Origin of the sequence: Streptomyces sp. A1136 (assembly GCF_004795055.1) — a bacterium.
GTDB lineage: Bacteria > Actinomycetota > Actinomycetes > Streptomycetales > Streptomycetaceae > Streptomyces.
Genome location: NZ_SSBJ01000015.1, coordinates 130759 through 152603 on the forward strand (window position 1 = coordinate 130759; position 21845 = coordinate 152603).

General features: G+C 70.3%; 26 protein-coding genes and 1 tRNA gene. 1 reads left to right on the forward strand and 26 read right to left on the reverse strand.

Annotated elements, in window-relative coordinates:
* Positions 1-127: 127 nt before the first annotated feature.
* The 25 genes from E6R62_RS16895 to E6R62_RS17020 form a co-directional block, all read right to left on the reverse strand.
* Positions 128-376 (reverse strand): hypothetical protein, encoded by a 249-nt coding sequence (locus E6R62_RS16895; protein ID WP_136214261.1) that lies wholly within the window; start codon positions 374-376, stop codon positions 128-130.
* Positions 377-422: 46 nt separating this feature from the next.
* Entirely contained in the window at positions 423-725 is a 303-nt protein-coding gene (locus tag E6R62_RS16900) for a hypothetical protein (protein ID WP_136214262.1), read from the reverse strand.
* Positions 726-888: 163 nt separating this feature from the next.
* On the reverse strand, positions 889-1137 hold the full coding sequence (locus E6R62_RS16905) for a hypothetical protein (RefSeq protein ID WP_136214263.1): 249 nt from the start codon (positions 1135-1137) through the stop codon (positions 889-891).
* A gap of 118 nt (positions 1138-1255) precedes the next feature.
* Complete coding sequence (locus tag E6R62_RS16910) at positions 1256-2833, reverse strand: hypothetical protein (protein WP_168714078.1); 1578 nt, start codon at positions 2831-2833, stop codon at positions 1256-1258.
* Positions 2830-3513: a hypothetical protein gene (locus tag E6R62_RS16915; RefSeq protein WP_136214264.1), complete on the reverse strand. Its 684-nt coding sequence runs from the start codon at positions 3511-3513 to the stop codon at positions 2830-2832. Before E6R62_RS16915 ends, E6R62_RS16910 begins: the two co-directional genes overlap by 4 nt.
* The gene (locus E6R62_RS16920; RefSeq protein WP_136214265.1) at positions 3510-4445 is read right to left on the reverse strand and encodes a ParB N-terminal domain-containing protein; all 936 of its coding nucleotides are present in this window, start codon (positions 4443-4445) and stop codon (positions 3510-3512) included. Before E6R62_RS16920 ends, E6R62_RS16915 begins: the two co-directional genes overlap by 4 nt.
* The gene (locus E6R62_RS16925; RefSeq protein ID WP_136214266.1) at positions 4442-5794 is read right to left on the reverse strand and encodes a hypothetical protein; all 1353 of its coding nucleotides are present in this window, start codon (positions 5792-5794) and stop codon (positions 4442-4444) included. Before E6R62_RS16925 ends, E6R62_RS16920 begins: the two co-directional genes overlap by 4 nt.
* A gap of 138 nt (positions 5795-5932) precedes the next feature.
* A tRNA-Gly gene (locus tag E6R62_RS16930) sits at positions 5933-6006 on the reverse strand.
* A 69-nt stretch (positions 6007-6075) separates the two neighbouring features.
* Positions 6076-7020, reverse strand: a complete 945-nt coding sequence (locus E6R62_RS16935) for a phosphoadenosine phosphosulfate reductase family protein (protein ID WP_136214267.1) — start codon at positions 7018-7020, stop codon at positions 6076-6078.
* Positions 7021-7203: 183 nt separating this feature from the next.
* On the reverse strand, positions 7204-7920 hold the full coding sequence (locus E6R62_RS16940; RefSeq protein WP_136214268.1) for a hypothetical protein: 717 nt from the start codon (positions 7918-7920) through the stop codon (positions 7204-7206).
* Between the two features lie 84 nt (positions 7921-8004).
* A complete protein-coding gene (locus E6R62_RS16945; protein ID WP_136214269.1) occupies positions 8005-8964 on the reverse strand; it encodes a magnesium chelatase domain-containing protein in 960 nt (319 codons plus the stop codon).
* Between the two features lie 136 nt (positions 8965-9100).
* Entirely contained in the window at positions 9101-9355 is a 255-nt protein-coding gene (locus E6R62_RS16950; protein WP_136214270.1) for a hypothetical protein, read from the reverse strand.
* Between the two features lie 111 nt (positions 9356-9466).
* The gene (locus E6R62_RS16955) at positions 9467-9856 is read right to left on the reverse strand and encodes a hypothetical protein (protein WP_136214271.1); all 390 of its coding nucleotides are present in this window, start codon (positions 9854-9856) and stop codon (positions 9467-9469) included.
* Positions 9857-9958: 102 nt separating this feature from the next.
* On the reverse strand, positions 9959-11710 hold the full coding sequence (locus tag E6R62_RS16960) for a DNA cytosine methyltransferase (protein ID WP_136214272.1): 1752 nt from the start codon (positions 11708-11710) through the stop codon (positions 9959-9961).
* A gap of 166 nt (positions 11711-11876) precedes the next feature.
* Complete coding sequence (locus tag E6R62_RS16965; protein WP_136214273.1) at positions 11877-12299, reverse strand: hypothetical protein; 423 nt, start codon at positions 12297-12299, stop codon at positions 11877-11879.
* A 100-nt stretch (positions 12300-12399) separates the two neighbouring features.
* Positions 12400-12861, reverse strand: coding sequence for a hypothetical protein (locus tag E6R62_RS16970; RefSeq protein WP_136214274.1), 462 nt, complete (start codon positions 12859-12861; stop codon positions 12400-12402).
* Between the two features lie 83 nt (positions 12862-12944).
* The gene (locus tag E6R62_RS16975; RefSeq protein WP_136214275.1) at positions 12945-13886 is read right to left on the reverse strand and encodes a hypothetical protein; all 942 of its coding nucleotides are present in this window, start codon (positions 13884-13886) and stop codon (positions 12945-12947) included.
* 83 nt (positions 13887-13969) lie between these two features.
* Positions 13970-14404 carry a hypothetical protein gene (locus E6R62_RS16980; protein WP_136214276.1) on the reverse strand — a complete coding sequence of 145 codons (435 nt, stop codon included), beginning with the start codon at positions 14402-14404 and terminating at the stop codon, positions 13970-13972.
* 63 nt (positions 14405-14467) lie between these two features.
* Entirely contained in the window at positions 14468-14725 is a 258-nt protein-coding gene (locus E6R62_RS16985) for a hypothetical protein (protein ID WP_136214277.1), read from the reverse strand.
* Between the two features lie 118 nt (positions 14726-14843).
* Positions 14844-15677: a methyltransferase gene (locus E6R62_RS16990; RefSeq protein ID WP_136214278.1), complete on the reverse strand. Its 834-nt coding sequence runs from the start codon at positions 15675-15677 to the stop codon at positions 14844-14846.
* A gap of 209 nt (positions 15678-15886) precedes the next feature.
* Entirely contained in the window at positions 15887-18976 is a 3090-nt protein-coding gene (locus E6R62_RS40880) for a ParB/RepB/Spo0J family partition protein (protein WP_240801719.1), read from the reverse strand.
* 56 nt (positions 18977-19032) lie between these two features.
* Positions 19033-19299 (reverse strand): hypothetical protein, encoded by a 267-nt coding sequence (locus E6R62_RS17005; RefSeq protein ID WP_136214279.1) that lies wholly within the window; start codon positions 19297-19299, stop codon positions 19033-19035.
* A gap of 147 nt (positions 19300-19446) precedes the next feature.
* Positions 19447-19737: a hypothetical protein gene (locus E6R62_RS17010; RefSeq protein ID WP_136214280.1), complete on the reverse strand. Its 291-nt coding sequence runs from the start codon at positions 19735-19737 to the stop codon at positions 19447-19449.
* Between the two features lie 105 nt (positions 19738-19842).
* Positions 19843-20271: a hypothetical protein gene (locus tag E6R62_RS17015; protein WP_136214281.1), complete on the reverse strand. Its 429-nt coding sequence runs from the start codon at positions 20269-20271 to the stop codon at positions 19843-19845.
* Positions 20272-20332: 61 nt separating this feature from the next.
* On the reverse strand, positions 20333-20983 hold the full coding sequence (locus E6R62_RS17020) for a hypothetical protein (RefSeq protein ID WP_136214282.1): 651 nt from the start codon (positions 20981-20983) through the stop codon (positions 20333-20335).
* 182 nt (positions 20984-21165) lie between these two features.
* Between E6R62_RS17020 and E6R62_RS17025 the strand changes: the two genes are divergently transcribed.
* A complete protein-coding gene (locus E6R62_RS17025; RefSeq protein WP_136214283.1) occupies positions 21166-21462 on the forward strand; it encodes a sigma-70 family RNA polymerase sigma factor in 297 nt (98 codons plus the stop codon).
* Between the two features lie 71 nt (positions 21463-21533).
* On the opposite strand, the gene E6R62_RS17030 is transcribed toward E6R62_RS17025, so the two are convergent.
* Positions 21534-21830, reverse strand: coding sequence for a hypothetical protein (locus E6R62_RS17030; protein ID WP_136214284.1), 297 nt, complete (start codon positions 21828-21830; stop codon positions 21534-21536).
* Positions 21831-21845 lie beyond the last annotated feature (15 nt).

A 21845-nucleotide genomic window follows, 5' to 3' on the forward strand; every position in this document is an offset into this window, starting at 1 on the left:
CGTACCCCGATGGCAGATCATCCGGCCGAGTCAGGCGGGGATGATAAGCCATCTGGAACAGTGGGGTCCGGCGAGATCTGTGCAGGTCAGGCCCGGTTTTTAGATCAAAAACTGTGCGGGGCCGTGATCAGAACAGGGCCATCGCTTCTTCTTCGGGGGCGGCCTCGGGCTCCTCGATGGCGATCTCCATCTGCCCGTACGGCAGGTCTACGATCTCCAGCGATCCGGCGCACGACAGCAGGTGGCCGTGGGCGTCACGGCGGGCGTCGGGGGCGTCGTGCCTCCAGATCCGGCCCTTGCTGAGGCGGCCGGCAACCAGCCCGGCCGCAATCTGCCGTGTGCAACTCGGGCACTCCACGCGGGGCAGCTTCATCACCTGCCCAGTGTGACGGGGCCGGCCCCCGGGCGTACAACCGTTGCGGTCAGAGGCTGCTGACGTGCACCAGACCCTGTTCGTACAGGCTTCGCACGGCCTGTGCGCGGTCCCGCATCCTGGCGTTGGAGTCGTCGGTGCCCAGGCACTCGGCTGCGAGGTGCGCCCCGACGCGCTTGCGGGCCTCGTCGTCCAGGCCCTCGGCGGCCAGAGCGGCGTCGAGATGATCCAGGACCTGGCGCAGCCGGTGTGTCTCGGCGGCGAACTCGGGGTCGTGGAGCGCCGCGTGCTGCGCCTCTGGGTTGCGTTGCAGGTGCTCGCGGAGGGCGACGTCGCCAAGGGTGCGGTCCATGCCCCGAGTTTCCCACGGGCTCACCTGGCGGACGTGTCCGTCAGCGCCACGCGTCCCGGTACTTCAACTGGCCGAAGGCGACCAGGTCCGCGATCTCGCGGACGTTACGCGGGACCTCGCCGGGGGCGTGATCCCGGCGTTGTAGAACGGACCCGGGCCGGGGTCAGCTGCGCGCTGGCTCCGGGGCGTCGCCGGGTGCCGGCGTCTTCGTGGTGGTCTCGGGCGCCGGCTCGGCAGCCGCGGTGGCGGCGCGGCGCTTGCTCCACTTGTCGTGGGCCACGGTTCCGGCGATGGCGGCGCCGGTGAGGGCGCTGCCGATGATGACGCCTCGCCCGGTGTAGAAGGCTCGTAGCGCGGCGGGACCGCCGCGCTTGGCTGCTTCCTTGGCCAGTTCCGCGTAGGCCCACGCCATGGTGCTACCTCAGTTCGTGTCGCTCGCTCGGGGCCTTGATGATCGCAGGACGGCGCGCCGCAGGTGGAGCGTTCGCGGATGTTCGTCACCGGATGCGGGTGCCTCCGCCGCGACTCGCCTACTTCCCGATGCGCCGCCCGTACGGTCCCGCCGAGGGCGGCGCCTGGCGGCCTCCGGGCTGCGGGGCCTGCGGCAGCGGGGCGTGGACGATGGCGCCCTTGTTCGCCTCGGGGATCAGGCCGTACACGAGGATGCACGACGCGTCGATGCGACCCGGGCTCTCGGGGTCGGACGGCATCCACGTCGCCCACTCCCGCTCCAGGTCGGTGAACACGCCGCGCAGCCGCACCCGGTCCTGGACCATCTGCTGCGCCACGGGCTCCGCGCGGAGCAGCTTGCCTTGCTTGGCGCGCACCGGCGCGATCTGCGGCATGAGGACGTCGGCCGAGATCTCGCCCTCGTCCACGAGCTTCTGCCACGACGTTTCGATGGCCAGCACGCACATGTCGCGGCCGTAGTTCCACTCCACGTAGATCACTGCCGCGTTCGTCTGGTGCGCGAGGCGGCAAGCCGCGGTGGACCAGTCCGCCGACGACATCGGCGCAGACACGTCGTGGGTGATCCAGACCCGCTTGTCGTCGCCGAAGAAGCCGCCGACGACGCCGGCGACGTCCCGGCCGCCACCGGACGGGTCGATCGCCACGGCGATCTTCTGCGGCTCGACCTGGGTGGTCGTGTCCCGCAGCATCCGCAGCAACTCGTCCGACACCAACGCGCCTTCGGCAGGCTGCGGGTCGCCCTGGGCGAGGCTGTGCCAGTCCCGCACGATCGACGTGGCCTTCATCTCCGCCCACCACGCCTTGAGCTTCTTCCGGTTCCGCGTCGGGATCTTCGGGTGCGGCAGCGGGTCGCCGGGGGCGCGGCCGAGCGGATCGGGCCCGAACTTCGGGTCGGCCACCGCAGGCAGGTGGATCACCTTCCACCGGCCGCCGTTCTCGATCCGGCCCTCCTCAGCCAGGCGCCGCCCGGCCCAGTCGTCCGGGTGCCAGCGCGTCTGGATGCCGACCACCGCGTTGCGGTCCGCCTGGAGGCGCTTGAGCGCGGTGGACGAGTACCAGTCGTGCAGCGCCCGCCGAGACGCCTCCGACTCGGCGTCGGCGCGGTCCTTGTGCGGATCGTCCACGATCAACAAGTTCACCGGGTGCCCAGTCAGGCCCTTGCCGACCGACACCGAGCGGACACCGCCGCCCTTGGTGAGCAGCCAGTCCTGCATCGCCCCTGAGCCGGGCTGCATGAACAGCTCGTACTCATCGCCGTACTCCTCGACGTAGCTGCGGATCGTCTTGCCGCGCCTCAGCGCCAGGTCGTCGCCGTACGAGGTGACCGCGACCCTGTCCATCGGGTACAGGGCCAGCCACCAGAACGGGAACCACTCGGCGACGGTGGTGCTCTTGCCGACCTGCGGCGGCGTCAGGATCAGCAGCCGGTCCAGCTCACCCCTGCCGACCTCGGCCAGGGCGTCGCCGATCACCCGCAGGTGCGGGCGCATCCGGTACGTGCCATCCAGGCCCCGGGCCAGCGTCACCGGGTCCCGCAGCAGATCCCGGCTCATGGACTTCTTGGCGGCCTCCAACTGCTGGAGCACCGCCGCGTCGTCAAGGTGGTCCAGCTCGCCGGGAGCCTGGTGCGCCCTCACTCCTCGCCGCTCTCCCCGTCCCTGCCGGATGCCGGGTACGTCTCCTCGTCGCTGTCGTCGTCCTCGCCGGCGGCCGGGTACGCCTCGCCACCGTCGTCCTCGTCGTCGCTGCCATCGACCGCCCTAAGCCGCCGATTGACCGCCTCGGCCAGGTCGGCGAGGCGCACGCGGCGCAGCTCCTCGGGCATCTGGGCGAACTCGGCGAGCTGCACCGCGAGCGGGTTCCCGCCCTGCCCCGTGACCGCGATCGTCTCCGTGGGATCGCCGAACAAAACGCGCCTGTGCCTCATAGCCACATCCATCAGCCGGATGAAGTCGCCCGCCGACAGCTCCTCGGCGCGCAGGGTGCCCAGGCGCTGCGCCAGCTTCCCGATCGCCGCCCCGAGGATCTTCGCGTCGGACTCGGCGGCCTTGCGGCGCTCCTCCAGCCACGTCGCCTCGTACAGCCGGTCCAGGTGCCGGTCCCACGCCTCGACGCGCTCCCGCCACCGAAACTCGGCCGCGGTGTTCTTCACGTGCCCGTACGCGAGAGTCAGGCTTTCGGCAGCTTTCGCCAGGGTGCGGGCCCTACCGAGGTCCCGGTATGTGACGAACTGTCCGTGCCGGCGGACGGTTTCACCCTGCTGGCGTTCCCAGGGGTCGAGGGAGGGGCTGAGTGTGATCGGGGCGTTCGTGGTCACGGCTGACCGTCCGGGTCGTAGTTGGGGCCGGACAGGTACTCACCCGCCAGGCGTTCCAGGAGCCTCCAGCCCTGCCCTTGCTCGATCTCGCCGCGCCCTTCTGCTGCTGCGATGGCCTTGTTGATGGTGACGGCCGCGGGTGCTGGGAGAGTGCGGGCGCCGATGACGGTCTCCAGGCCGACGTGCCCCGTGTGCGCCGCGGTGCCGTCTTCGTGGGTGTAGCCGGCCTGGAGGTCGGTCAGGTGGGCCTCGGTGATGGCGAGGATGGCGTGGAGGGCGGTCGCCACGTTGCCGACCTTGTGGGCGGCGTGCGTGGAGGCGAGGGTGTCTAGGGTCTGCTCGTAGTCGGAGCGGGCGGCGAGCCAGCTCTCGTTCTGGCCGAGGCGTGCTTCCTCGAACGCGGTGCGGGCAGCTTCCAGCTCGGCGGGCAGGAAGATCAGCGACACGGTGGCGAAGTCGAGGTTCGCTTCCGAGAGTCCTTCGGGGCTGACTTCGGCGAGGAGCTTGAGCTGGTCGTCGTCCAGACCGGAGTAGGCGCGCCAGTCGACGTCGTCAAGCTCCTCGTAGAGCTGCTTGAGCGTGGCGGGGTCGTCTTCGCCCGCGATGGCGTTGTGCGAGAGCTGGATCGCGACGAGCTGCTGCCGCGTCAGGGCCTCTTCGATCAACATGCAGTCGATCTCTTCGAGGCCCGCGTCGACCGACGCCATCGTGCGGTGGTTCCCGGACAGGACGAGTTCGCGGCCCTCGTCGTACTCGCCGCCGGAGTAGATCAGCGGGGTGGAGGTGAGGCAGCCGTCGCGGCGGACGTTCTCCACCAGGCGGTCGTACTCCTCCTTCCGCATGAACCTCGCGTTGACTTCGAGGCGGGTGAGGAGCCGCGGGTCACGCCGAACGAGCCGGGGCCGGAACAGGGGGGTGGTCGTGTCGATCATCGCTCGTCCTTACCGTGCTTCGTCTTCCACAGCTCCAGTGCGCCGGCGAGGTCGTACTGGCCGATGGGCCCGCCGTACTGGAGCTGATAGCGGTGGATGCCGTCGCCCGGGTCCTTGGGGGTGGCCTCGGTGCGCTTCTGGAGGCGCACGCCGGGGATGCCCCGGCCGTACTTCGCGCTGTTGGGCCTGTCCGTGAACGCGGTGGTGGCCCAGCCGGTGATCCGCTTCGACAGCGAGCGTTGGATGAGGAGCTGCGCCTCCTTCGTGGAGGCCGCCATCACGATCAGTTTGGCCAGGCGCCGGTAGCGGGTCCACGACACCGGGAAGTCCGACATCAGGTAGGCGGTGTTCGGGTCGAACTTTGGCGGCAGGTACGCGAACGCGCCGATCAGCTTCCCGTCGACCGCGACACCGCACGCGATCAGCGGGCTGCCGGGCTTGATCGTCTTGGACATGAACTGGGAGCGGATCGCCGCGAACTGGCCGCCCGTCAGGATGTGCAGGGTCATCCGGTCGCCGAGGACGTCGTCCTTGCCGATCTTCGGCATCGGGATCGGCTCGACGGGCTGTCGGGGCCGCACGATGCGCCGGGGACCTGCGGCGGCGTACACGTAGATCGGCAGGCCGCGGTTCGCGGTCTGGACGACGCCGGCGAGCTGGCGGCGCAGCTCGGGGCGTTCGATGTGCAGGCCGAGCACCCAGTTGGGCCGGTCCTGGACCTGCTCGATGATCCGTTCCTTGCCGTTCTCGTCCAGCTCGCCGAACGTCGGCTCGGGCCAGTCGAAGGCGGCGTCGATCGGCGCGAACTGGCTGGTGTAGTCCCCGGAGTAGAACGGCGGGAACATGACGACCGGCGCCTCGGGCGGGACCTGGTCGAGGTAGTCACGGACGTCGCCGGCGTAGAACGAGCCGAGGCGGGTCTCCAGGCCGCGCAGCTTCGTGGCCGTCTTCTCGTGCATACGCGGCCACTGGTCCTGGGTGGCGGCCATCATCCGCCGGTAGTACACGCCTTCCTTGCCGACGTACTGGAGGAACCGCGTGCCCAGCATCAGCGTCGCCATCAGGTCGGCGCGGTCTTCCAGGTAGGGGTGGAGCCAGCCCAGTTCCTCCTCGTACTCCTCGCGCAGCGTGTACTCCAGCGGGTCACCGGCGAGGTACCAGCCCAGCGCGCACGAGTACGCCTGGATGTCGTTGCCGTGGACCGGCCGGGAGCTGCCGAACTTCTCGTGCAGCACTCTTTCGATCGTCATGTTCCCGGAGCAGCCGACGTAGATGTCGCCCTCGGGCCACGTCCCGGCGTGCTCGTAGATGATCGACCGGAGGGGCGCGGGAATCGAGCCGTGGAACATGGGGCCGCTCCTGTGACGGGTCCGCTGAGAGGGCGGCGATGGTAGCCGACCCGAACGGCTCACCCTCGGGGCATCAGCGCAGGCCAGGGCGGTACGGCGAAGCCCCCGAGCGGCCGGGGCCGGTCGGGGGCTTCGAGGTGGAGCGCCGGCCTGGATTTGAACCAGGACCTCCCACCCGGAAGGTGGGCGTGCTGCTGTTGCACTACCGGCGCGTGCGGACGGCTGCGCCGCTGCTCAGGACAGCCGACCGCGGAGAGGGATGATACACACACGCACAGTGGTCACCCCTCCCAGCAGGCGACCGCCGCGACCTGGGGCGATGCCTCGGCCTCGGCGATGATCTCGGCCATCGACACGTCCAGGCGGAACCGGTGCCCCGTCTTGGCCTCCACCACCGCGTACCGGGCGGCCAGGGCGGGCTGGAGCTGGGCGGCGCGCACGAGCGCCGACCGGGACGCCAGGACGCAGAACACGCACGACAGGCGGGGCATCCCGGCCGCATACGCGGGGTGGACGCGCAGCCCGGATGCCCACACCGCCGTCCACACTTCGGTGGTCGACCAGGAGTGCACCGGCAGCCAGGTGTCGACGTACCGCAGCGTGTTCGACGCGCCCCACCCCGGGTTGGCGTGCTTGGGGACCGGCAGCTTGCGGGCCTTGTACCACTTCGCCTTGCGCTGGCGCCGCTCGCACTCGGCGCACGGGCACGTCCATGAGCCGTCGTGGGTGAACGCGAGGAGCTTGCGGCGGGCCGGGGACTCCTCGGCACGCAGGCCCATGACGTTGAGGATGCGCACCGGCCCGGTGTGGCCAGCTGCTTCGGCCTCGCGGACCAGGGCGGTGATCAGGCGCCTGACCGGCCCTCGCTTGAAGTCCGAGGTACACCACCTGTTGTCTGCTGACGGGAACATGCCGCGTTCTTCGATGCGTTCGAGGAGGCCGGAGCCGGTGCGGGCCACGACCTCGAACCGCAGGTCGTAGAACGCGGCATGCTCGGCGGCCAGGTCGCGGGTGCCATCCCACTCGGCGTCGCCCAGGTCGGCGTGCACGACGACGATCCGGTCCACGACGCCGGCCGCCGTGGCGTGCAGCATCAGCTCGGCGAGCATCGCCATGCTGTCCTTGCCCGCGCTGACGTTCGCGAGGATCCACCGGTACGAGGTCAGGTCGGGGACCTCGGGCCCGAAGCCGGGCAGGGCGATCTCAAGCTGTCCGCTGCTGACCATGCGGGGCCTCTCTGGTGGGGTGGGAAGGGTAGGGAATCCGGGCACTGTCGGCCCGTGGGCGGGGTTGTGGCCGCCTCGTTGCCGCCACTTGGGGGGTAGTGAGCTGGGGCCGGTGAAGCGCTTAGAACCGCAGGTGGGGCCGTGACCGGGGTTCCGGTCACGGCCCCACGGGGCGAGCGGCTGCTACTGGGCGGGCTCGGCCGCCTGGTCCTCGTCCTCGGGCTGCTGGTCGTCGGCCGCGGGTGCGCCCGGGGAGTCCGGGCAGACTGCCCAGACGGCCAGCTCCTCGCGGACGTGGTCCAGGGCGTCGGTCTCGTTCTCGAACCGGTGGGCCCACTCCGGGTCGTGGCCGCACCGGATGTGCAGGACGCCGACCTCCAGGGTCCGCAGCTCCACGTTCTCCCCGGCCTCGATGACGTACGCGCCGCTGCCGTCCGGGTTGGTCACGTGGTAGTTGGCCGGGTGCCCGAAGTCGGTCGCCTCGATCCGGACCAGGTGGGCGATGGCCTGCGGGGTCAGGACGAGGGTCACGCTGTCGGTGACCTCGACCGCGTAAGGGGGGACGGTCTCCAGGCCGCACAGATGGCGCGCGTTGGCGATGTCGGCCGCGCGGTAGCGGCGCTTGCGGGCGATCCCGTGGAACGCGAGCCCGGCCGCGTCTCGCCGGGTGGGGCCGACGCCCCAGACCTTCCGGTCGCCGTTGACGTCCCGCGCCTCCCACTCGCCGTGCTTGCGGTAGACCGCCATCTCCCAGTCGGTCACGTTGGTGTGGGCGGGGGTGTCCTCCGGGAAGCTGCCGGGGACGGTGAACAGGTAGCCGCGTCGGGCGAACGGCAGGTGCTCGGCGAAACGGTCGGGGCCGTACGCGGTGAACTGGATCTGATCAGGGTTGACGCTCATGGTGGTGCTGCCCTTCCGTTGCATTTCGGGTGGTGGTGGAGGGGAGGCGCCGGGCCAGTGCGGGGCCCGCCCGGCGCCCACCGGTCAGAACGGGGCCGGGCCGCTCTCCTGGCAGGCCGGGCACAGGGCCTCGGTGGTGCACGGCTGGTGCGGTTCGGCGTCACCGTCGGGGGTGCAGTGGGCGCAGCCCTCCGGGTGGTGCCAGTGGCCGGCGAGGAGGGCCAGGGCCTCGTCCAGGGAGGCGGCGCCGATCACCCGGACGCCCGCGGTGGCCGCGTCGTCCACGGCCGGGGTGGGGACGATCACCGTGGTGGCGCCGCCGGATGCCGCGGTGCGGACCACGTTGGTCAAGTCGTACGGAACCCGCAGGGAGCCGTCGAGGCCGAGTTCGCCGACCAGGGCGACGCCCGCCAGGCAGTCGGCGGGGACCTGGCCGGCCGCCGCGAGGACCGAGCAGGCGATGGCCAGGTCAAGGCCGCTGGTGCCGACGCTGCTGCCGTCCTCCCGGGTGATCGGGGTGAGCCGGACGAGCACGTTCGCCATCGGCCAGTCCAGGCCGCTGTTGATGACCCCGGCTCGCACGCGGTCCCTGGTCTCGTTCGGGTGCCGGATCGGCAGGCCGTCCACGTTGAAGACGGGGAGACCGGGGGTGCTGCTGGCCTGGATGCGGTAGCCGCTGTCCCGGGTGGCCGACAGGGTGTGCGCGCGGCCGAACGGCTCGGGCTCGGCGGTGGCCGGCTGCGGGGCGGGGTCCGCGTTGTAGTTGTCGAGCTGACTGTCCTCGGCCAGGCCGTACGAGCCGATCCCGGACTGTTCGCGCAGCTCGTTCACGAGGCGGTCGACGGCCTCGCGGGCGCTGGCGGCGTGCTCGGTGTGGACCGAGCCGAACGCGTCGTACGCGTCGATCCCGATTTCCTCGAGCGCGATGGCGCGCTTCGTGGGGTCGGTCGGGGCGGGGGCGACGTCCCACAGCTGGTAGCTCGCGCCGCGCTCCTGGCCGACGATGATGAACTCGCGGGTCTCGGTGGTGGTCTCGGTGCTCACGCGTTCCTCCGGTGATCTGAATGGGGGGTACGGTGGGCCTCACGCGCCTGGTTGGGTTGTGAGGCCCTTCGGTTCTGGGCTGCGTATGGCGGCCGGTGGGATTCCCTCGCTTACGCGCCCCACCGGCCGCGCCGAGCTAGCAGACCTTCGAGTAGGTGCAGCTCCGCGTGGTCTGGCCGCGGTGGGTCCAGCGGACGACGACCTCGGACGGGTCGTTCTGCTCGATCTCGCCGGTGCCGACCGCCAGTTCCAGGACGATCGCTTCGCGGACCGCCGCGCCGGACATGACGTCCTCGGTGATCTCGTCCTTCTGGCCGGGCTGGCGGGTGACTTCCAGGAGGTAGTACGGGGCGTTGTCCTCGATCGCGATGTCCTGGGTGAGTGCTCGCATGGTGACCTCCGTGGTGGGGGGTGGTGGGTGAGTGGGTCTACTTCCATCATTCCCGTAGTCGATTTAGGTAAACCGGTTATGGGAAATGGATCGAGGAAGTTTCCTCGCAGGTCAGAAGCTCACCTGGGGCTGCTCGTCCTCGCGGATCGAGAGCGCGTACCGCTCCGCGTGCCGGGCGTTGCGGAAGTCGCCGCGCAGCCAGCGGTTGAGCATCAACTGCTGGTTCGCCTCGCTCAGCCAGGCGATGCACCCGGCCAGGTCGACCGGCAGGAGCCCTTCGCGCATGGCTCCCTTGCCCGCGTCGACCAGGTCGAGGAGCGCCAGGCGCCGGTCGATCTCGTCCCACTGAGTGCCGGTGAAGCCGGCGATCTCCCGGGCGCTGTATCCGGCGTGGACCAGGACGCCGAGCACCTGCGACTGCCGCAGCGGGTTGGACGCGTACTTCGCCGCTTCCTGCGCGATGGCCGCCGCGAGGCTGGCGGGGATGAGCTTGGTGGTCATTGCGGCCTCCATGGAGTGTGCTTAGTGGGTGGACACTATGACTAACGCGGGGGGACCCCTGGGGTACCGGTTGCACCCCAGGGGATCGAAAGAAATCGCAGGTCAGGCGGCCAGCAGGAGGGACAGCGGGCCGCGTCCCTCCGCGAAGCGCGACAGCTCCTCGCCCGTGATCGCCTCATACAGCGCGCAGTACAGGTTCTCCGCGACGCCCGGGGTGACCGCGTTCCCGAGCTGCCGCACCTGGTGCCGCTTGGAGCCCATGACCTTGTAGCCCTTGCGGAACGCCATCGCCCGCGCGATCTCCTTGGGCTGGAGCATCCGGAACAGGACGTCGTCCAGGTTGAAGCTGCCCTTGACCAGCGCGTACCGGTCCCTGGTCGGCAGGGCGCCGATGGGCTCGCTGAGCTGGCGGGCCTGGCCGTTGCCGTAGTACGGCACGAGCAGGTGCTCGGACGCGGTCACCAAGCCGTGGTGGTTGCCGCCGGCCGAGACCGTGTGGAGCGGGGCGCTGATGTGCCGGGCCTTCTCCTTGTCGCCGCCGCCCCGCATCGGGATCACGAACGGTGCGTACGCGATGGCGGTCTCCAGGCGAGCCGTCTGGGTGCGCAGCGGGTCGGTCAGGCTCATCGGCTTCTTGCCGTCGCGGCCCTCGCAGGGCACGAGGAACGGCGGGAGGGCCAGGCCGTCGGTCTCGACGGTCGTGCGGGTGGACATCGGCCGGTCGAGCGTGACCGCGTGGTTCCTCCACGTCCCGCCGGTCGGGACGAGGAGCGGACCGGCCTCGGTCTGCGCGGCGCTGGACGTGTCGCCGAACAGCGAGTCCTGGCCGTCGTCGGCCACCTCTTCACCCCATCCCCAGAACTGCTTGAAGCCGGCCCGCATCCGGGCGATGGTCGCCGGGGCCAAGCCCTCGGGGCACTCGTCGCTCTTGGGGCGGTCGCCGATCGGCGTCCCGGGGATCGACCAGTCGATCGCGGCCGAGGCGGGCATCACCATCGGCTCGACGATCGCGCGGCACGTCTTGCGCGGGCATCGGTAGTCGTAGCTCTGGCGGTACCGGCCCATGTCCTTGCCCGCCTTACGGAAGACCTGGACGGCCTCCACCTTCTCGTCGCAGTCGAAGCAGAACGCCTCGGGGCGCAGGATCCACTTGTCCCACTGGGGGGTGCGGCCCAGGCTCCTGTGCCAGTAGACGACGTACAGCCGGTCACGGCTCTGGGGAATGTGGTCGAGGCTGCGCGGGTCGACGTGCATCGAGTTGATCGCGCACACCTTGGTCTCGTAGCCCATCTTGTCGAACTCGGCCATCCACCGGTCCCAGTCGTCCCAGTCGCGGCAGTCGATCACGTTCTCAACCACCCCGGCCTTGACCAGGCCGCCCCTGGCGATCACGCCGCGCAGGTACATCGGGACTTCTTCCATCAGGGCGCGCGAGCGCTCCTCGGCTGCCCGGCGCTCCCTGTCGCTCTTGAACTCGGGCTCGTCAAAGTCGATCTGGCCCTGGAGCGTCTTGTCGAAGTCGCGCTTCACGCCCCGCGCCGCCGACCACTTCGGGCACTCGGGCGACGCCCAGAAGATGTCGCACACCGGCCACTTCTCGACCGGGGCCCGGCGGATGTCGCCCTTCCAGACCTCGCAGTGCGGGTTGTTCCAGGCGTGCGTGGCGAGGGCCACGTCCCAGTGGTTCGCGGCCCGGGTGACCCTCACGTTGGGGACCGCGTCCGCGCCCTGCGTGTCGCCGCCCGCGCCGCAGAACCACGACATCACGGTCAGTTGCGACCCGTCGTGCTTGTAGGCGGAGGCCGAACCGGAGCCGGAGCCCCAGCCGATGGTGGTGGAGTCGATGTAGGCCATGCGCGATCTCCCTGTGAGGCTGGTCGGTTCCGGCCGGGCGAGCGGGGATTCCCGCCCCCGCTCACCTGGCCGGTGGGGTGTTGCTTAGTGGGTGGACACTATGACTAACTTCCGAACACCCCTGGGGTACCGGGTGGAACGCAGGGAATCGGGAAGTTTTCGCAGGTCAGGAGGCCCGCTGTCCGGGGAAGGGCGGCAGCGGCTCCCGCTTCATCTGGGCCGGGATCAGCGGGTTCAGGTCCTCGTCCAGCACGTACCAGCACCACTCGAACCCGCCGATCGCGTACCGGCCGTCCTCGTTGGGCTGGCAGACCTCCACCGCCTCCTCGTGCTTCTCGCCGCCCAGGTACATCCAGCAGATGTTCAGGACGACCGCGTGGGCCTGGCCGTCGACCTGGCCGGCGAGAACGTGCACGGTGTCCACCGAGCCGTGGCTGAACCGGGCCGCGTCGTCCTGGGTGTCGGCGGCGATGCGCTGGACGGTCTCCAGGTCGAACCAGGGCTTCACGAACCCGTCGCGGTGCTCGTCGGGGTCGACCAGGGCCGGGTACCGCTGGGTGTCGTTGCAGCTGACGAGAACTTCGATCATCGGTCTCTCCTCAGTGAGGTCTTCTCGGTTGGGCAGACGTCGACCCCGGGACGGGCGGGGATTCCCGCCCTCGCCCGTCCCGGGGCCAGGGGTGAAGCGTTCAGTCGAGCGGCAAGGCCGCAGCCTTGGCGAGGTCGAGGCGGTAGACCTGCTGGCCACCGCGCGGGGGCAGCTCCTCGACCAGGGGCTTCCAGACCTTCTCGTTCTCGTAGCCCAGGTAGGGCGTCCACTCGTTCATCCCGAAGACGCCCATCCCGGCGGCCTGCTCGCCGATCGCCTCGGTGAACGAGGTCTCGGTGCCGTCCGCCGTCCAGTACCGGCCGGTGCCGTGCAGCGAGCCGTCGGCCGCCTCGATCAGCTCGGCGTGTGCGGCGTCGAACGGGGCGTCGTGGTCGTTGTCCGTCAGGATGTCCCGCACGGCCGCCGCGGTGACGACGGCCATCACGCGGCCGAGCCGTTCGACCGCCGCGAAGTGGGCGTTCAGCGCGTCGTGGGCCGCGGTGCTGATCTCGCGCCCGTCGGGCAGGGGGTAGGCCGGGCTCTGGGGGCTCTGGGTGGTCATGTGACGTCCTCGTTTGCTCTGGGTGGGGTGGAGGAAGGGGCCCGGGACGGGCGCTTGGAGCGCCACGTCCCGGGCGGTGCCTGTTACGGGCGGAGGGCCGGGAAGCTGATCCGGTAGAGCTGGGCCGACTTCTCGTCCGGGACGTGCTCCCATCCGTCGTCGGCGACGTCGCCGGGGCCGGAGTCGTCCATGCCCTTGCGCAGGATCTCGTCGGCCTCGCCGAGGGTTTCCGTGTCGAACGGGCCGGTGTCGTCGGCCGTGTCGATCTCGGTGTCGCCGGCGAAGACGGCGACCAGGTAGGGCGGGCCGGTCAGGTCGACCAGGGCCGACGTCACCTCGGGGGCCAGGCGCCGCAGCGTGGCGCCGGCCGCCCAGGTGGCCACGGCCAGGGGGGTCTTCGGGTTCTTGTCGCGGTTCATGCCGCACAGGCACTCGGTCTCGTGCCAGTCCATGCCCTCACCGCACACGCACCACCAGGAGGCGAAGCTCCAGGTCCACTCCCAGCCGCCGATGGAGTACAGGCCCTCGTAGGGCCGGACGACGTTGGCGGCCGTGTCGCTGCCCTCGCTCAGCCACTGCCACCGGATGTGGACGACGACCGCGCGGGCCGCGCCTCGGCCGGTCGCCTTGCTGCGCCGGGCGGCCTTCCGGGCGTCCGGGGTGACGTCGGAGATCGTGGCGCTCGCGCCTCGGTCCAGGGAGCGCCACGGGATGCGCACCGCGACCGCGGTGGGCTCGCGGTCGCCGTCCTCGTTCACCTCGCGGGTCAGGCCGCTGTCGATGATGTGGACCGTGTCCCGGCTGTCCGCGCGGCCGTCGATCACGTGGATCGTGTCGACGCAGTCGTAGCCGAACTCGTCGGCCATCTGGAGGGTCTGGGCGGACAGCTGCCGGGTGGCGTCGAGGGTGAAGCTGGGGCTCAGCCAGCCGTTCCACCGGTTGCCGGGGTCGAGCTGGCAGTCGAGCGGGCCGAGCATGTCGTCAATGCAGACTCGGGTCTGGATCATCTCGCGGGTGCGGGCCATGGTGGCGTCCTTGCTCTGTGAGGTCGGTTCGGTTGGCCCGGGTGGGCGGGGATTCCCGCCCCCGCCCACCCGGGGCTGGGAGATCAGAAGTCGAACAGCGTGGGGGCCGGCGCGGCCGACCGGCCGCCCAGCTCGGGCACTTCCTGCTCGGTCTGCTCGGTCCACCACTTCGCGAAGTGGGAGCGGTGGCACCAGTTGTCCGGCGGGGTCAGCTTGTCCAGCCGGTCGAAGCAGAGCAGCACGAGGGGGCTGTCCAGGTCGTTGGCGCCTGCGATGCTCATCAGCTCGCGGCGGATGTTGTCGAGCCCGTTGCCGTTGAGCAGGCGTCGGTAGCTGAACTCGTAGGCGTCCTGCGCGTTGATCTTCAGCAGATCCCGCGTGGGGGTGATGAGCTTCGCGTGGCCGCCGAGCTGGTAGGGGAGAGAGAAGCGCGGGTGACCGACCGTGGTCCGGACCGGGGTGCCCATGTGCGGGGCGAACTCCTGGTACGTGCAGGTCGCGAGTCGCAGATCGCTCATCCTGTGGACTCCTTTCGCTGAGGCTGGCCGGCCGGGCCCGATGGCCCGGCCGGGGGGTGGAAGTTAGCCGTGACAGATGCAGGTCTCCCGGGTTCCGGGCTCGGAGCCGTAGACCTCGCTGGCCTCGCGCATGATCGAGCTGAGGGCCTGGCACAGGTCCGAGTTGTCGTCGTGCCTGTCCTGGGCGGTGAGCTGGGCCCTCATCCAGGCGATGAGGTAGCCCATGTCCCTTCCGGAAACCTCCATGGGTTCGTCGGAGACGAACTCGGGGGGGAAGGGGTTGTAGACGTGGTCGTTGGTGGGGGTGGCCTGGTCGCTCACGGTGGGGCCTTTCTGGGTGGGGTGATGGCTTAGTGGGTGGACACTATGACTAACGCGTGATCCCACTGGGGGTACCGGGTGCGGCCGGGGAAATCGGGGAAAGATGCAGGTCAAGGCCCTAGGCGGCGGCGAAGTCGAAGAGGTCGAGCTGCTTCGGCTGCCGCTGGTGCCAGTCGTGGGTCCGTAGCGGGCCGCCCGCGTACCCGGGGATGAACACCAGGCACGTCTTGATGTTGGTCCCGCACATGGCGAACGAGTCGTCCGGCAGGGCCTCGATCTCGCCGCCGACCTCTTCGACCATCTCGCGGAACTCGACGGTGGCCTTGTCGCTCCACCACGTCAGCCCTTGGGTCATGACCGAGACGAGGATCCCGTCGTCCTTCATGAACCCGATCGCATGCTTGATGTGGTCGAGCCCGTTGGAGAAGGGCGGATTCATCACCACCCGGTCGAACCCTTCCGCGTAGTCCAGCGGGTCCAGGTCGAGGAAGTTCCCGGCGATCACCTTCCGGGAATCGCCCTGCTCGCGCAGCACCTCGACCCTCCTGGAGTCCAGCTCGACGCTGTCGACCAGGCCGCCGCGGCGGGCGATCTCGGATGTCATCGCTCCGGAGCCGGCCGAGGGTTCCAGCACGGTCATCCCGGCGTAGATCCCGGCCAGGTCGCAGATCTGCATGACCAGGCTCGGCGGGGTCGGGAACCAGCCCTGCTCGTACTTCGACGGGTACTCGCCGGCCGCGAGGCAGTGCCGCAGGAACTCCTCGATCCGGTACGGGAAGACGTGCGCGCGGATCGCCTTGCGGGGCTCCCAGGTGGCACCCATCTCCTTGAGGACGTCGTTCATCCGCCTCCAGACCGCCAGGTCGAACTGGAAGGGCGTGTGCACCCGGTTGTCGCGGATGACGGTGCGGGGGTCGGTCAGGACGGCGAGGACGTCGGTGGGAAATCGCATGGTGCTCCTTCGGGTCGCATCCGGGTGGGTGGTGGTGCCCGTGCCGTGGGGCCGGGGGTGGTGGGGTTGTGAGTCCCGCTGTGGCCGCCGCGATTGGCGGGGCGGGGGGTGGGGAGGGGCGCGCCGCGTACTCCCGTGAGGGGCGCGCTGGCCCTCCCCGCCCAGACCTTAGTGTCTGGACACTAAGGTCCGGGCCTGCCGAAGGGAGGTCAGGCGGCGACCTCGGCCTCCGTGGTGCCCTCGGTCGCCTCCGGGGCTTCAAGGGCGACCGCGTCCGGGTTGATCGCGATGCCACCGGCCCGCACCGAGGCGATGGCCTGCGCCTTGGTCAGGTTCGCGATGACCTGGCCGGTCAGCTTCCGCAGGTGCCCGATGCGCTTGTTGTGGACGTCGACGCCTCCAGCGGCTCCGGCCAGGAGCAGGGCCAGCTCCTCCGGGTCCGCGGTGGCCAGCTCGGCCAGGATCTCGCCGGCGGCCGACAGGCGCTCGATCTTCTTCGTCAGCTTCGACCGCTCGGAGATGATCCGCTCGCGCTCCTCCTCGGGGACGTCGTGGTCTCCGAGGATCGACTCCTGGACGTCGCCCTTCTTACCCGAGGTCTCCTCGGTCAGGACGAAGAACGAGCCCTGGGACTCGCGGCGCTCCTCCTCGGCGCGGCACGCCTTCACGAATGCCTCCGCGTCCCGGTCGTTGGCGAACCCGCCCTGGGTGTACCGGCTGAGAAACCGCATCTGGTTCTGCGGGCTCAGCTGCGCCGCGTACCAGGCCAGGTTGACACCGAGCAGGCCCTTGGCGAGTGCGTCCTGCGCCGAGTCGCACAGCTTGAGCAAATCGATCCGCCAGCCGACGTATGCCGGGGACTTGCCGCACATCCGGCCGATCTCCTCGATCGTGTACCCGGCCTTCTCCAGGTCCTTAAAGGACTTCGCCTCTTCCATGGCCGTCATGTCCGCGCGGCCGACGTTCTCGGCGACCTGCTTGGCGAGGAGTTCGCGGGAGCCGCCGACCGCGCCGTGCAGGACGAGGGCAGTCATCTCGGAGAGGCCGGCCATCTTGGCCGCGCGCCACCGGCGCTCGCCCATGATGATCGTGTACCGCCGGGTGCCCGTGTCGTACCGGACGCTGATCGGCTGGAGCTGGCCCAGCTCGCGCATGGAGCCCGCCAGTTCCTCCAGCTTGGCCTGGTCGAACAGCTCGCGCGGCTGGTTCGGGTCGCGGTCGATCCGGTCGATCGGGATGACCTTCTGGGTGTCCGCCTTGACCTTGGTCTCGACGGCTTTCTCAGCGACGACCTCGCGGCGCTTGCTGACCTTGGTGGGCTCGATGACCTTCTTCGCGGCCGGCGCCTTCTTCGCGGCGGCCTTGGTCCGGGTGGCCTTCTTCGCGGGGGCCGTCTCGGTGACCTCGGTGACCTCGGGGGTGGCGGTGGTGGTGATGTCGGTCATGGTTCCCGGCCTCTCACTGTGCGGTGTGGAGCTTAGTGGGTGGACACTATGACTAACTTCGGAAGGCCCCTGGGGTACCGGGATGCTCGAAAGAAATCGCAGGTCAGACGGGGTTTTTTCGGCCCCCTCCGTGACCGCCTCAGTCCCCGTCGGGGGCGCGTCGACCGGCGCCTGGTCCTCGCCGGTCTCGGCGGCCAGGGCCTGCACCTCGGCCATCTCGGCCGTGCTCCTGCGGCCGGTCACCATGTCCCACTGGATGAGCCGGACGTCCGGGCCGGGGACGGACACGCTCCTCGGGTTGGACCGCAAGACCTTGTGCCACCGCCCATCGGCCTGCACCCAGTCGCCCTTCTTGAAGTCGGCCCGGCTCCAGACCTTCGGGGTCTCGGGCTCCGGTGCGGGCTCCTCGGCCGGGGGCTGCTCCTCGATGGCGGGCTCCGGAGCCGGCTGCTCGGCGACCACTGCGGCGGGCTCCTCCGTCTGCGGCCTCGGCTTGATGCTCCGCACGAAGCCGCTGCGGTCCCGGGACACCACCCAGTCGTCCGCGCCGTACTCGTAGCCGTGCTCTCCGAGGAGTCGTGTGATGTCGGCCTGGAGTGCCTGCGACCAGACCGCGCGGCGGAACGTCTCCCCTTCCTTAGGCGTGATCTTCACGGGCTCGAAGTCCTTGTGCGGGCGGCTGCCCCCGTTGAGCCACGTCAGGGTCGCCTCGGCGCCGCTCATCGGGCAGGTGACGTAGATCCGCTTCGCCACCTTCGGGTCGGCGCGCTTCTTCGGCGCCTTCGTCTTCGCCGCTTCCAGGGCCTCGCGCACCGCGCTGGCCGGCTGCTCCTCCGAGGCCGCGCGAGCCGCCTTGGTGCCGGGGACCTTCCCGTCGGCGAGGAAGGCGAGCATCGCCGCCTCGGGGCACCGCGCGCGGGCGTTGGTGTAGTCCGCCGTGTGCGTCCAGAGCCGGCCGTCCTCGAAGGTGGCGTCCTCCAGGGTCATGACCTGCTTCGGGGCCAGTCTCAGGTTCCACGCGATCGACAGTGTCTTGGGGTTGACCCGGGCCACCTGGTACCAGGAGCCGGAGTAGAGCACGAAGTCCCTGGGCGCGAAGTCGTCGGGCCTCCAGATCTTCACGCCCTCGGCCTCGGCCTTCGCCACGATCTCCTCCCAGTACGCGATCTCCTCCTTGAAGTCCCGGATCAGCCGCGCGTGCCGGTCGACGGAGTCGTAGCCCTTCTCGACGGCTTCCGCGTGGTGCCGCTCCTGCTGTCGCAGGTCGGCGCCCAGGCGCTCCAGGCGCCGCAGGGTGCGGTGGGGGTCCTTGCGGTGCTTCGCGTAGTTCTCGGCGGCCCCGGCCCGGTTGGCCCAGTACCCCGCGCGGTCGCGCTCCTCGAACGACTTCCGCATGTTCGTGTCGATCCGCGCGGCGTCGCGCCGGGCGCGGCCCTCGCTGTGGTGGCCGACGAGGATCGGCTGCCCGAACTCGAACCGCTTCGAGATCTGGTCGGCCGCCGATCGCCGGGCGTCGGCCGAGGCGACAGCCCGGCCCGCGCGGTCGCCGAACCGGTCGGCCCTGTCCTCGGCGCGCTCCTCGCGGTCGGCCTCGGCCTCCGCGAAGGACCGGCGTTCCTCTTCGTTGATCTCGATCGTGACCTCGTGGCCGGCCGCGCGCAGGGCCTCGGCCGCGCGGTTGATGCGCCACATGTCGGCTTCCTTGTCCTGTGACCGCCGGATGTAAAGGCCCTCCACGTTGCGCGAGAACCAGAAGCCGTGGTTCCGCACGATCTCGAAGATCCCGTCACCCTTCCGGGAGCCGGTGAGGATCGTGCCCTCCGCTCGCGTGTGGTTGATCTCGATGGTCGCCATGGGGCGTACCTCCTTGGGTGGGTGAGGGGCGGGCCGGGTGGCCCGCCCCGGGGTGGTCAGCGGACGCGCGTGGCGTTCATGGCGGCGTCGACGATGAGGAAGGTCTCGCCCCAGGTGGCCTCGATGTACTCGCAGGTGTCGCCGCCCCAGCCGCTGCTGCCGGAGATGTACGCCCGGCCGCTCTCCGGGGGGAGCTGGACGGTCCAGGTGAAGCCACCGTGGTCCACGCGGGTGTTGAGGCCGAGGTTCGTTCGCTGCCAGCTGGTGGCGGTGGCCGCTACGGTGAAGATGGCGGCGATGGCGGTGGGGTCGATGCTGGCCATGTGGGCTCCCTGTAGGTTGGGGCTTAGTGGGTGGACACTATGACTAACTTTCGAACACCCCTGGGGTACCGGGTGATTCGCGGGAAATCGGAGAAAGTTGCAGGTCAGGGACCCGGGGTCCGGCGGGGTCGCCGGACCCCGGGTGGATCAGAACTCCTTGAGGATGTCGTCTGCGGTATCGAGGTAGCGGACGAACACCCAAGGGGCGACCTGGTCGAGGTGGCCCGCCTCCTCGACGGCCAGGGCGACGAACTCGGCGATGGCCTTCGGGGTGCGCTCGATGCCCTCGGAGGTCAGGCCGGCCGCGATGTCGCGGTACCGGGCCGCCATGTTCGGATGGAGGTCGTCCAGGCTCAGTTCCTCCTTGGCGAACGCGATGAGGTCAGCCAGGCCCTCGATGTCGGCGGTGGTGAAGATGCTGTTCGCGGTGGCGGTCACTGGTGACTCCCTGGGGGTTGGGGCTTAGTGGGTGGACACTATGACTAACTTCCGAACGCCCCTGGGGTACCGGGTAAATCGCGGGAGATCGGAGAAAGTTGCAGGTCAGACGGCCGACCAGGTCGCCGGGCGCTGGCCGGTGTGCCACCCGTCGTGGTGTCCCTGCCGGGCCTCCGCGTTGTCGCGGACCTCGGTCTCGCACCAGCAGAGCACCATCGGCCCCCACGGGCTGGCGTCCGCCTCCCGGTCGAGCTGGGCGCGGGCCTCCAGTCGCGCTTCCGCCCACGCGTAGATCAGCGCCTTGCCCGCCTCCCCGGCCGCCTCGCCGGGCGTCTTGCTCTCCTCGATGGCGGCCAGGTAGCGGCGGCCGATGAACCGCACGGCGCGGGTGCCGGTGAAGGTGTCGACCAGGCCCTCCAGGTCGAGGTGCGGGAAGGACTCGTGGAGCGACTGGGCGGCGAAGGCCGCGATCTTGCCGATGGCCTCGCCGAGGTCGCTGGCCTCGCGGGCGGTGGGGGTCGTGGTGGCGCGCATGGGTGGGCCCTTCTGGGAGGAGGAGGGCGGGGCCGGTCGGCCCCGCCCGGGGTGCCGCTGGTCAGTTGGTGAGGATCGCCTCGCCAGCCGGGGTGAGGGTGACCGGCTGCCCCTCGGAGGCGGGGCCGGTGTTGCTCATCTGCGCCCAGCCCTTGCTGATCGCGAACTCGACCATCACCAGGCGGGGTGCACTCCCGTCCTCGACGGTGACCTTGCCGGCCGCGTGAACCTTGACGCCGTTGCCGCGGATGGCTTCCAGGACCTGCACCTGCTGGCGGACGGCCGTGCGCAGACCGCCGATCACGGCGGGCTCCAGCTCCGGGGCGGGCGTCTCGGTGGGGGCCGCGTCCTCGTCAATCTCGATCGTGTCGGTCGCGTCCAGGAAGCGACGCAGGCCGTCCTGCTCGGCGAGCTGGGACGCGTTGCGCACCATGCTGGTGCTCATGGAGAGGCCGTAGTGGAGCAGGAGCTCCAGGCACTCCTCGCGCTGCTTGGCCAGGCCCTCGCGGACGCCGTGGCGGTCGATGCGGTTGAGGAGCTGCATCCAGGGCTTCGCCTTGCCTTCGGCGACCAGGACGGCGTCCATGAGGCCGTCGAGCTGTGCGCCCTGGAAGGCGAGCGCGTCGGTCAGGCGCTTGCGGGCCGCACCGGCCTCTTCGAAGGTGGAGGTGGCGCGGTTAGTGAGGCGCTTGAGGGCGATCTTGGCGTCCATGTCGGGCTCCTTGTGGGGTGGTGTGTTAGTGGGTGGACACTATGACTAACGCGATATCTCCCTGGGGGTACCGGGGTGACGCGAGGAAATCAGGGAAGTTTTCGCAGGTCAGAGCCCTGCGGCGTCAACCGGGTGTGCCGCTCGTGACGCGCGCCATAGTGGGCAGGCACTAACCTGCTGGCATGAGCCGTCACGAACTCCCCCCGGTCTTCGCCGCCCTCGCCGAGCTGGCCGGCGAGCCCACCGTCGAGCGAGCGCAAGTCCTCGGCCGCGCCCTCAAGGCCATGCCGGACCTGTCGGCCTGGGTCCGGGAGCAGAGGCAGCTCACCGTCCGCGCCCTGCTCGACATGCCGCAACACAGCGCCAAGACCCTGTCCGGCCCCCTGGAGGTCACCCCGCAGAGGGTCCACGACATCGCCGCTGGCCACCGGGCCACGGAGAACAGGCGCGCCGCTGCCGCCAAGTCGCCCACCGGCTGACCCCCTGGGGGAACGAGGAGCGCCCGCCTGCCGCCCGGAGAGGGCGGCAGGCGGGCGCTCGTCGTTCTGGGCTACTGGTGCCAACGGCGGTCGCCGGCTCCCCGCTCCGAGGCGGGGACGTCCAGGCCGGCCGTCGAGGCGACCGCCACCGAGTAGGCCACTGCTCCGGAGTGCGCCAGGCACGCGTAGTGCATGTTCTCCTCGGCCGAGTCCACGAAGTACAGCACTGCGTCCGCCGGGCACATCCCGCACGACGCCACGCCCTCCTCGGGATCGGCGCTCCGGTCGGCCAGACCGACGCGGCCCTCGCCGGTCCCGTACCCGCCGCTCATCCTGCGGGCCATGTCCTGTCGGGTCGGTCCACTCATCTTGGGCTCCGTTCA

Coding starts and splice junctions, on each gene's coding strand:
- E6R62_RS17015 (WP_136214281.1), bottom strand. CDS start 20,271: ATGCGCGCCACCACGACCCCCACCGCCCGCGAGGCCAGCGACCTCGGC.
- E6R62_RS16970 (WP_136214274.1), bottom strand. CDS start 12,861: ATGACCACCCAGAGCCCCCAGAGCCCGGCCTACCCCCTGCCCGACGGG.
- E6R62_RS17025 (WP_136214283.1), top strand. CDS start 21,166: ATGAGCCGTCACGAACTCCCCCCGGTCTTCGCCGCCCTCGCCGAGCTG.
- E6R62_RS16990 (WP_136214278.1), bottom strand. CDS start 15,677: ATGCGATTTCCCACCGACGTCCTCGCCGTCCTGACCGACCCCCGCACC.
- E6R62_RS16980 (WP_136214276.1), bottom strand. CDS start 14,404: ATGAGCGATCTGCGACTCGCGACCTGCACGTACCAGGAGTTCGCCCCG.
- E6R62_RS16935 (WP_136214267.1), bottom strand. CDS start 7,020: ATGGTCAGCAGCGGACAGCTTGAGATCGCCCTGCCCGGCTTCGGGCCC.
- E6R62_RS40880 (WP_240801719.1), bottom strand. CDS start 18,976: ATGGCGACCATCGAGATCAACCACACGCGAGCGGAGGGCACGATCCTC.
- E6R62_RS16960 (WP_136214272.1), bottom strand. CDS start 11,710: ATGGCCTACATCGACTCCACCACCATCGGCTGGGGCTCCGGCTCCGGT.
- E6R62_RS17005 (WP_136214279.1), bottom strand. CDS start 19,299: ATGGCCAGCATCGACCCCACCGCCATCGCCGCCATCTTCACCGTAGCG.
- E6R62_RS16975 (WP_136214275.1), bottom strand. CDS start 13,886: ATGGCCCGCACCCGCGAGATGATCCAGACCCGAGTCTGCATTGACGAC.
- E6R62_RS16965 (WP_136214273.1), bottom strand. CDS start 12,299: ATGATCGAAGTTCTCGTCAGCTGCAACGACACCCAGCGGTACCCGGCC.
- E6R62_RS16925 (WP_136214266.1), bottom strand. CDS start 5,794: ATGTTCCACGGCTCGATTCCCGCGCCCCTCCGGTCGATCATCTACGAG.
- E6R62_RS17030 (WP_136214284.1), bottom strand. CDS start 21,830: ATGAGTGGACCGACCCGACAGGACATGGCCCGCAGGATGAGCGGCGGG.
- E6R62_RS16955 (WP_136214271.1), bottom strand. CDS start 9,856: ATGACCACCAAGCTCATCCCCGCCAGCCTCGCGGCGGCCATCGCGCAG.
- E6R62_RS16940 (WP_136214268.1), bottom strand. CDS start 7,920: ATGAGCGTCAACCCTGATCAGATCCAGTTCACCGCGTACGGCCCCGAC.
- E6R62_RS16905 (WP_136214263.1), bottom strand. CDS start 1,137: ATGGCGTGGGCCTACGCGGAACTGGCCAAGGAAGCAGCCAAGCGCGGC.
- E6R62_RS17020 (WP_136214282.1), bottom strand. CDS start 20,983: ATGGACGCCAAGATCGCCCTCAAGCGCCTCACTAACCGCGCCACCTCC.
- E6R62_RS16950 (WP_136214270.1), bottom strand. CDS start 9,355: ATGCGAGCACTCACCCAGGACATCGCGATCGAGGACAACGCCCCGTAC.
- E6R62_RS16920 (WP_136214265.1), bottom strand. CDS start 4,445: ATGATCGACACGACCACCCCCCTGTTCCGGCCCCGGCTCGTTCGGCGT.
- E6R62_RS16900 (WP_136214262.1), bottom strand. CDS start 725: ATGGACCGCACCCTTGGCGACGTCGCCCTCCGCGAGCACCTGCAACGC.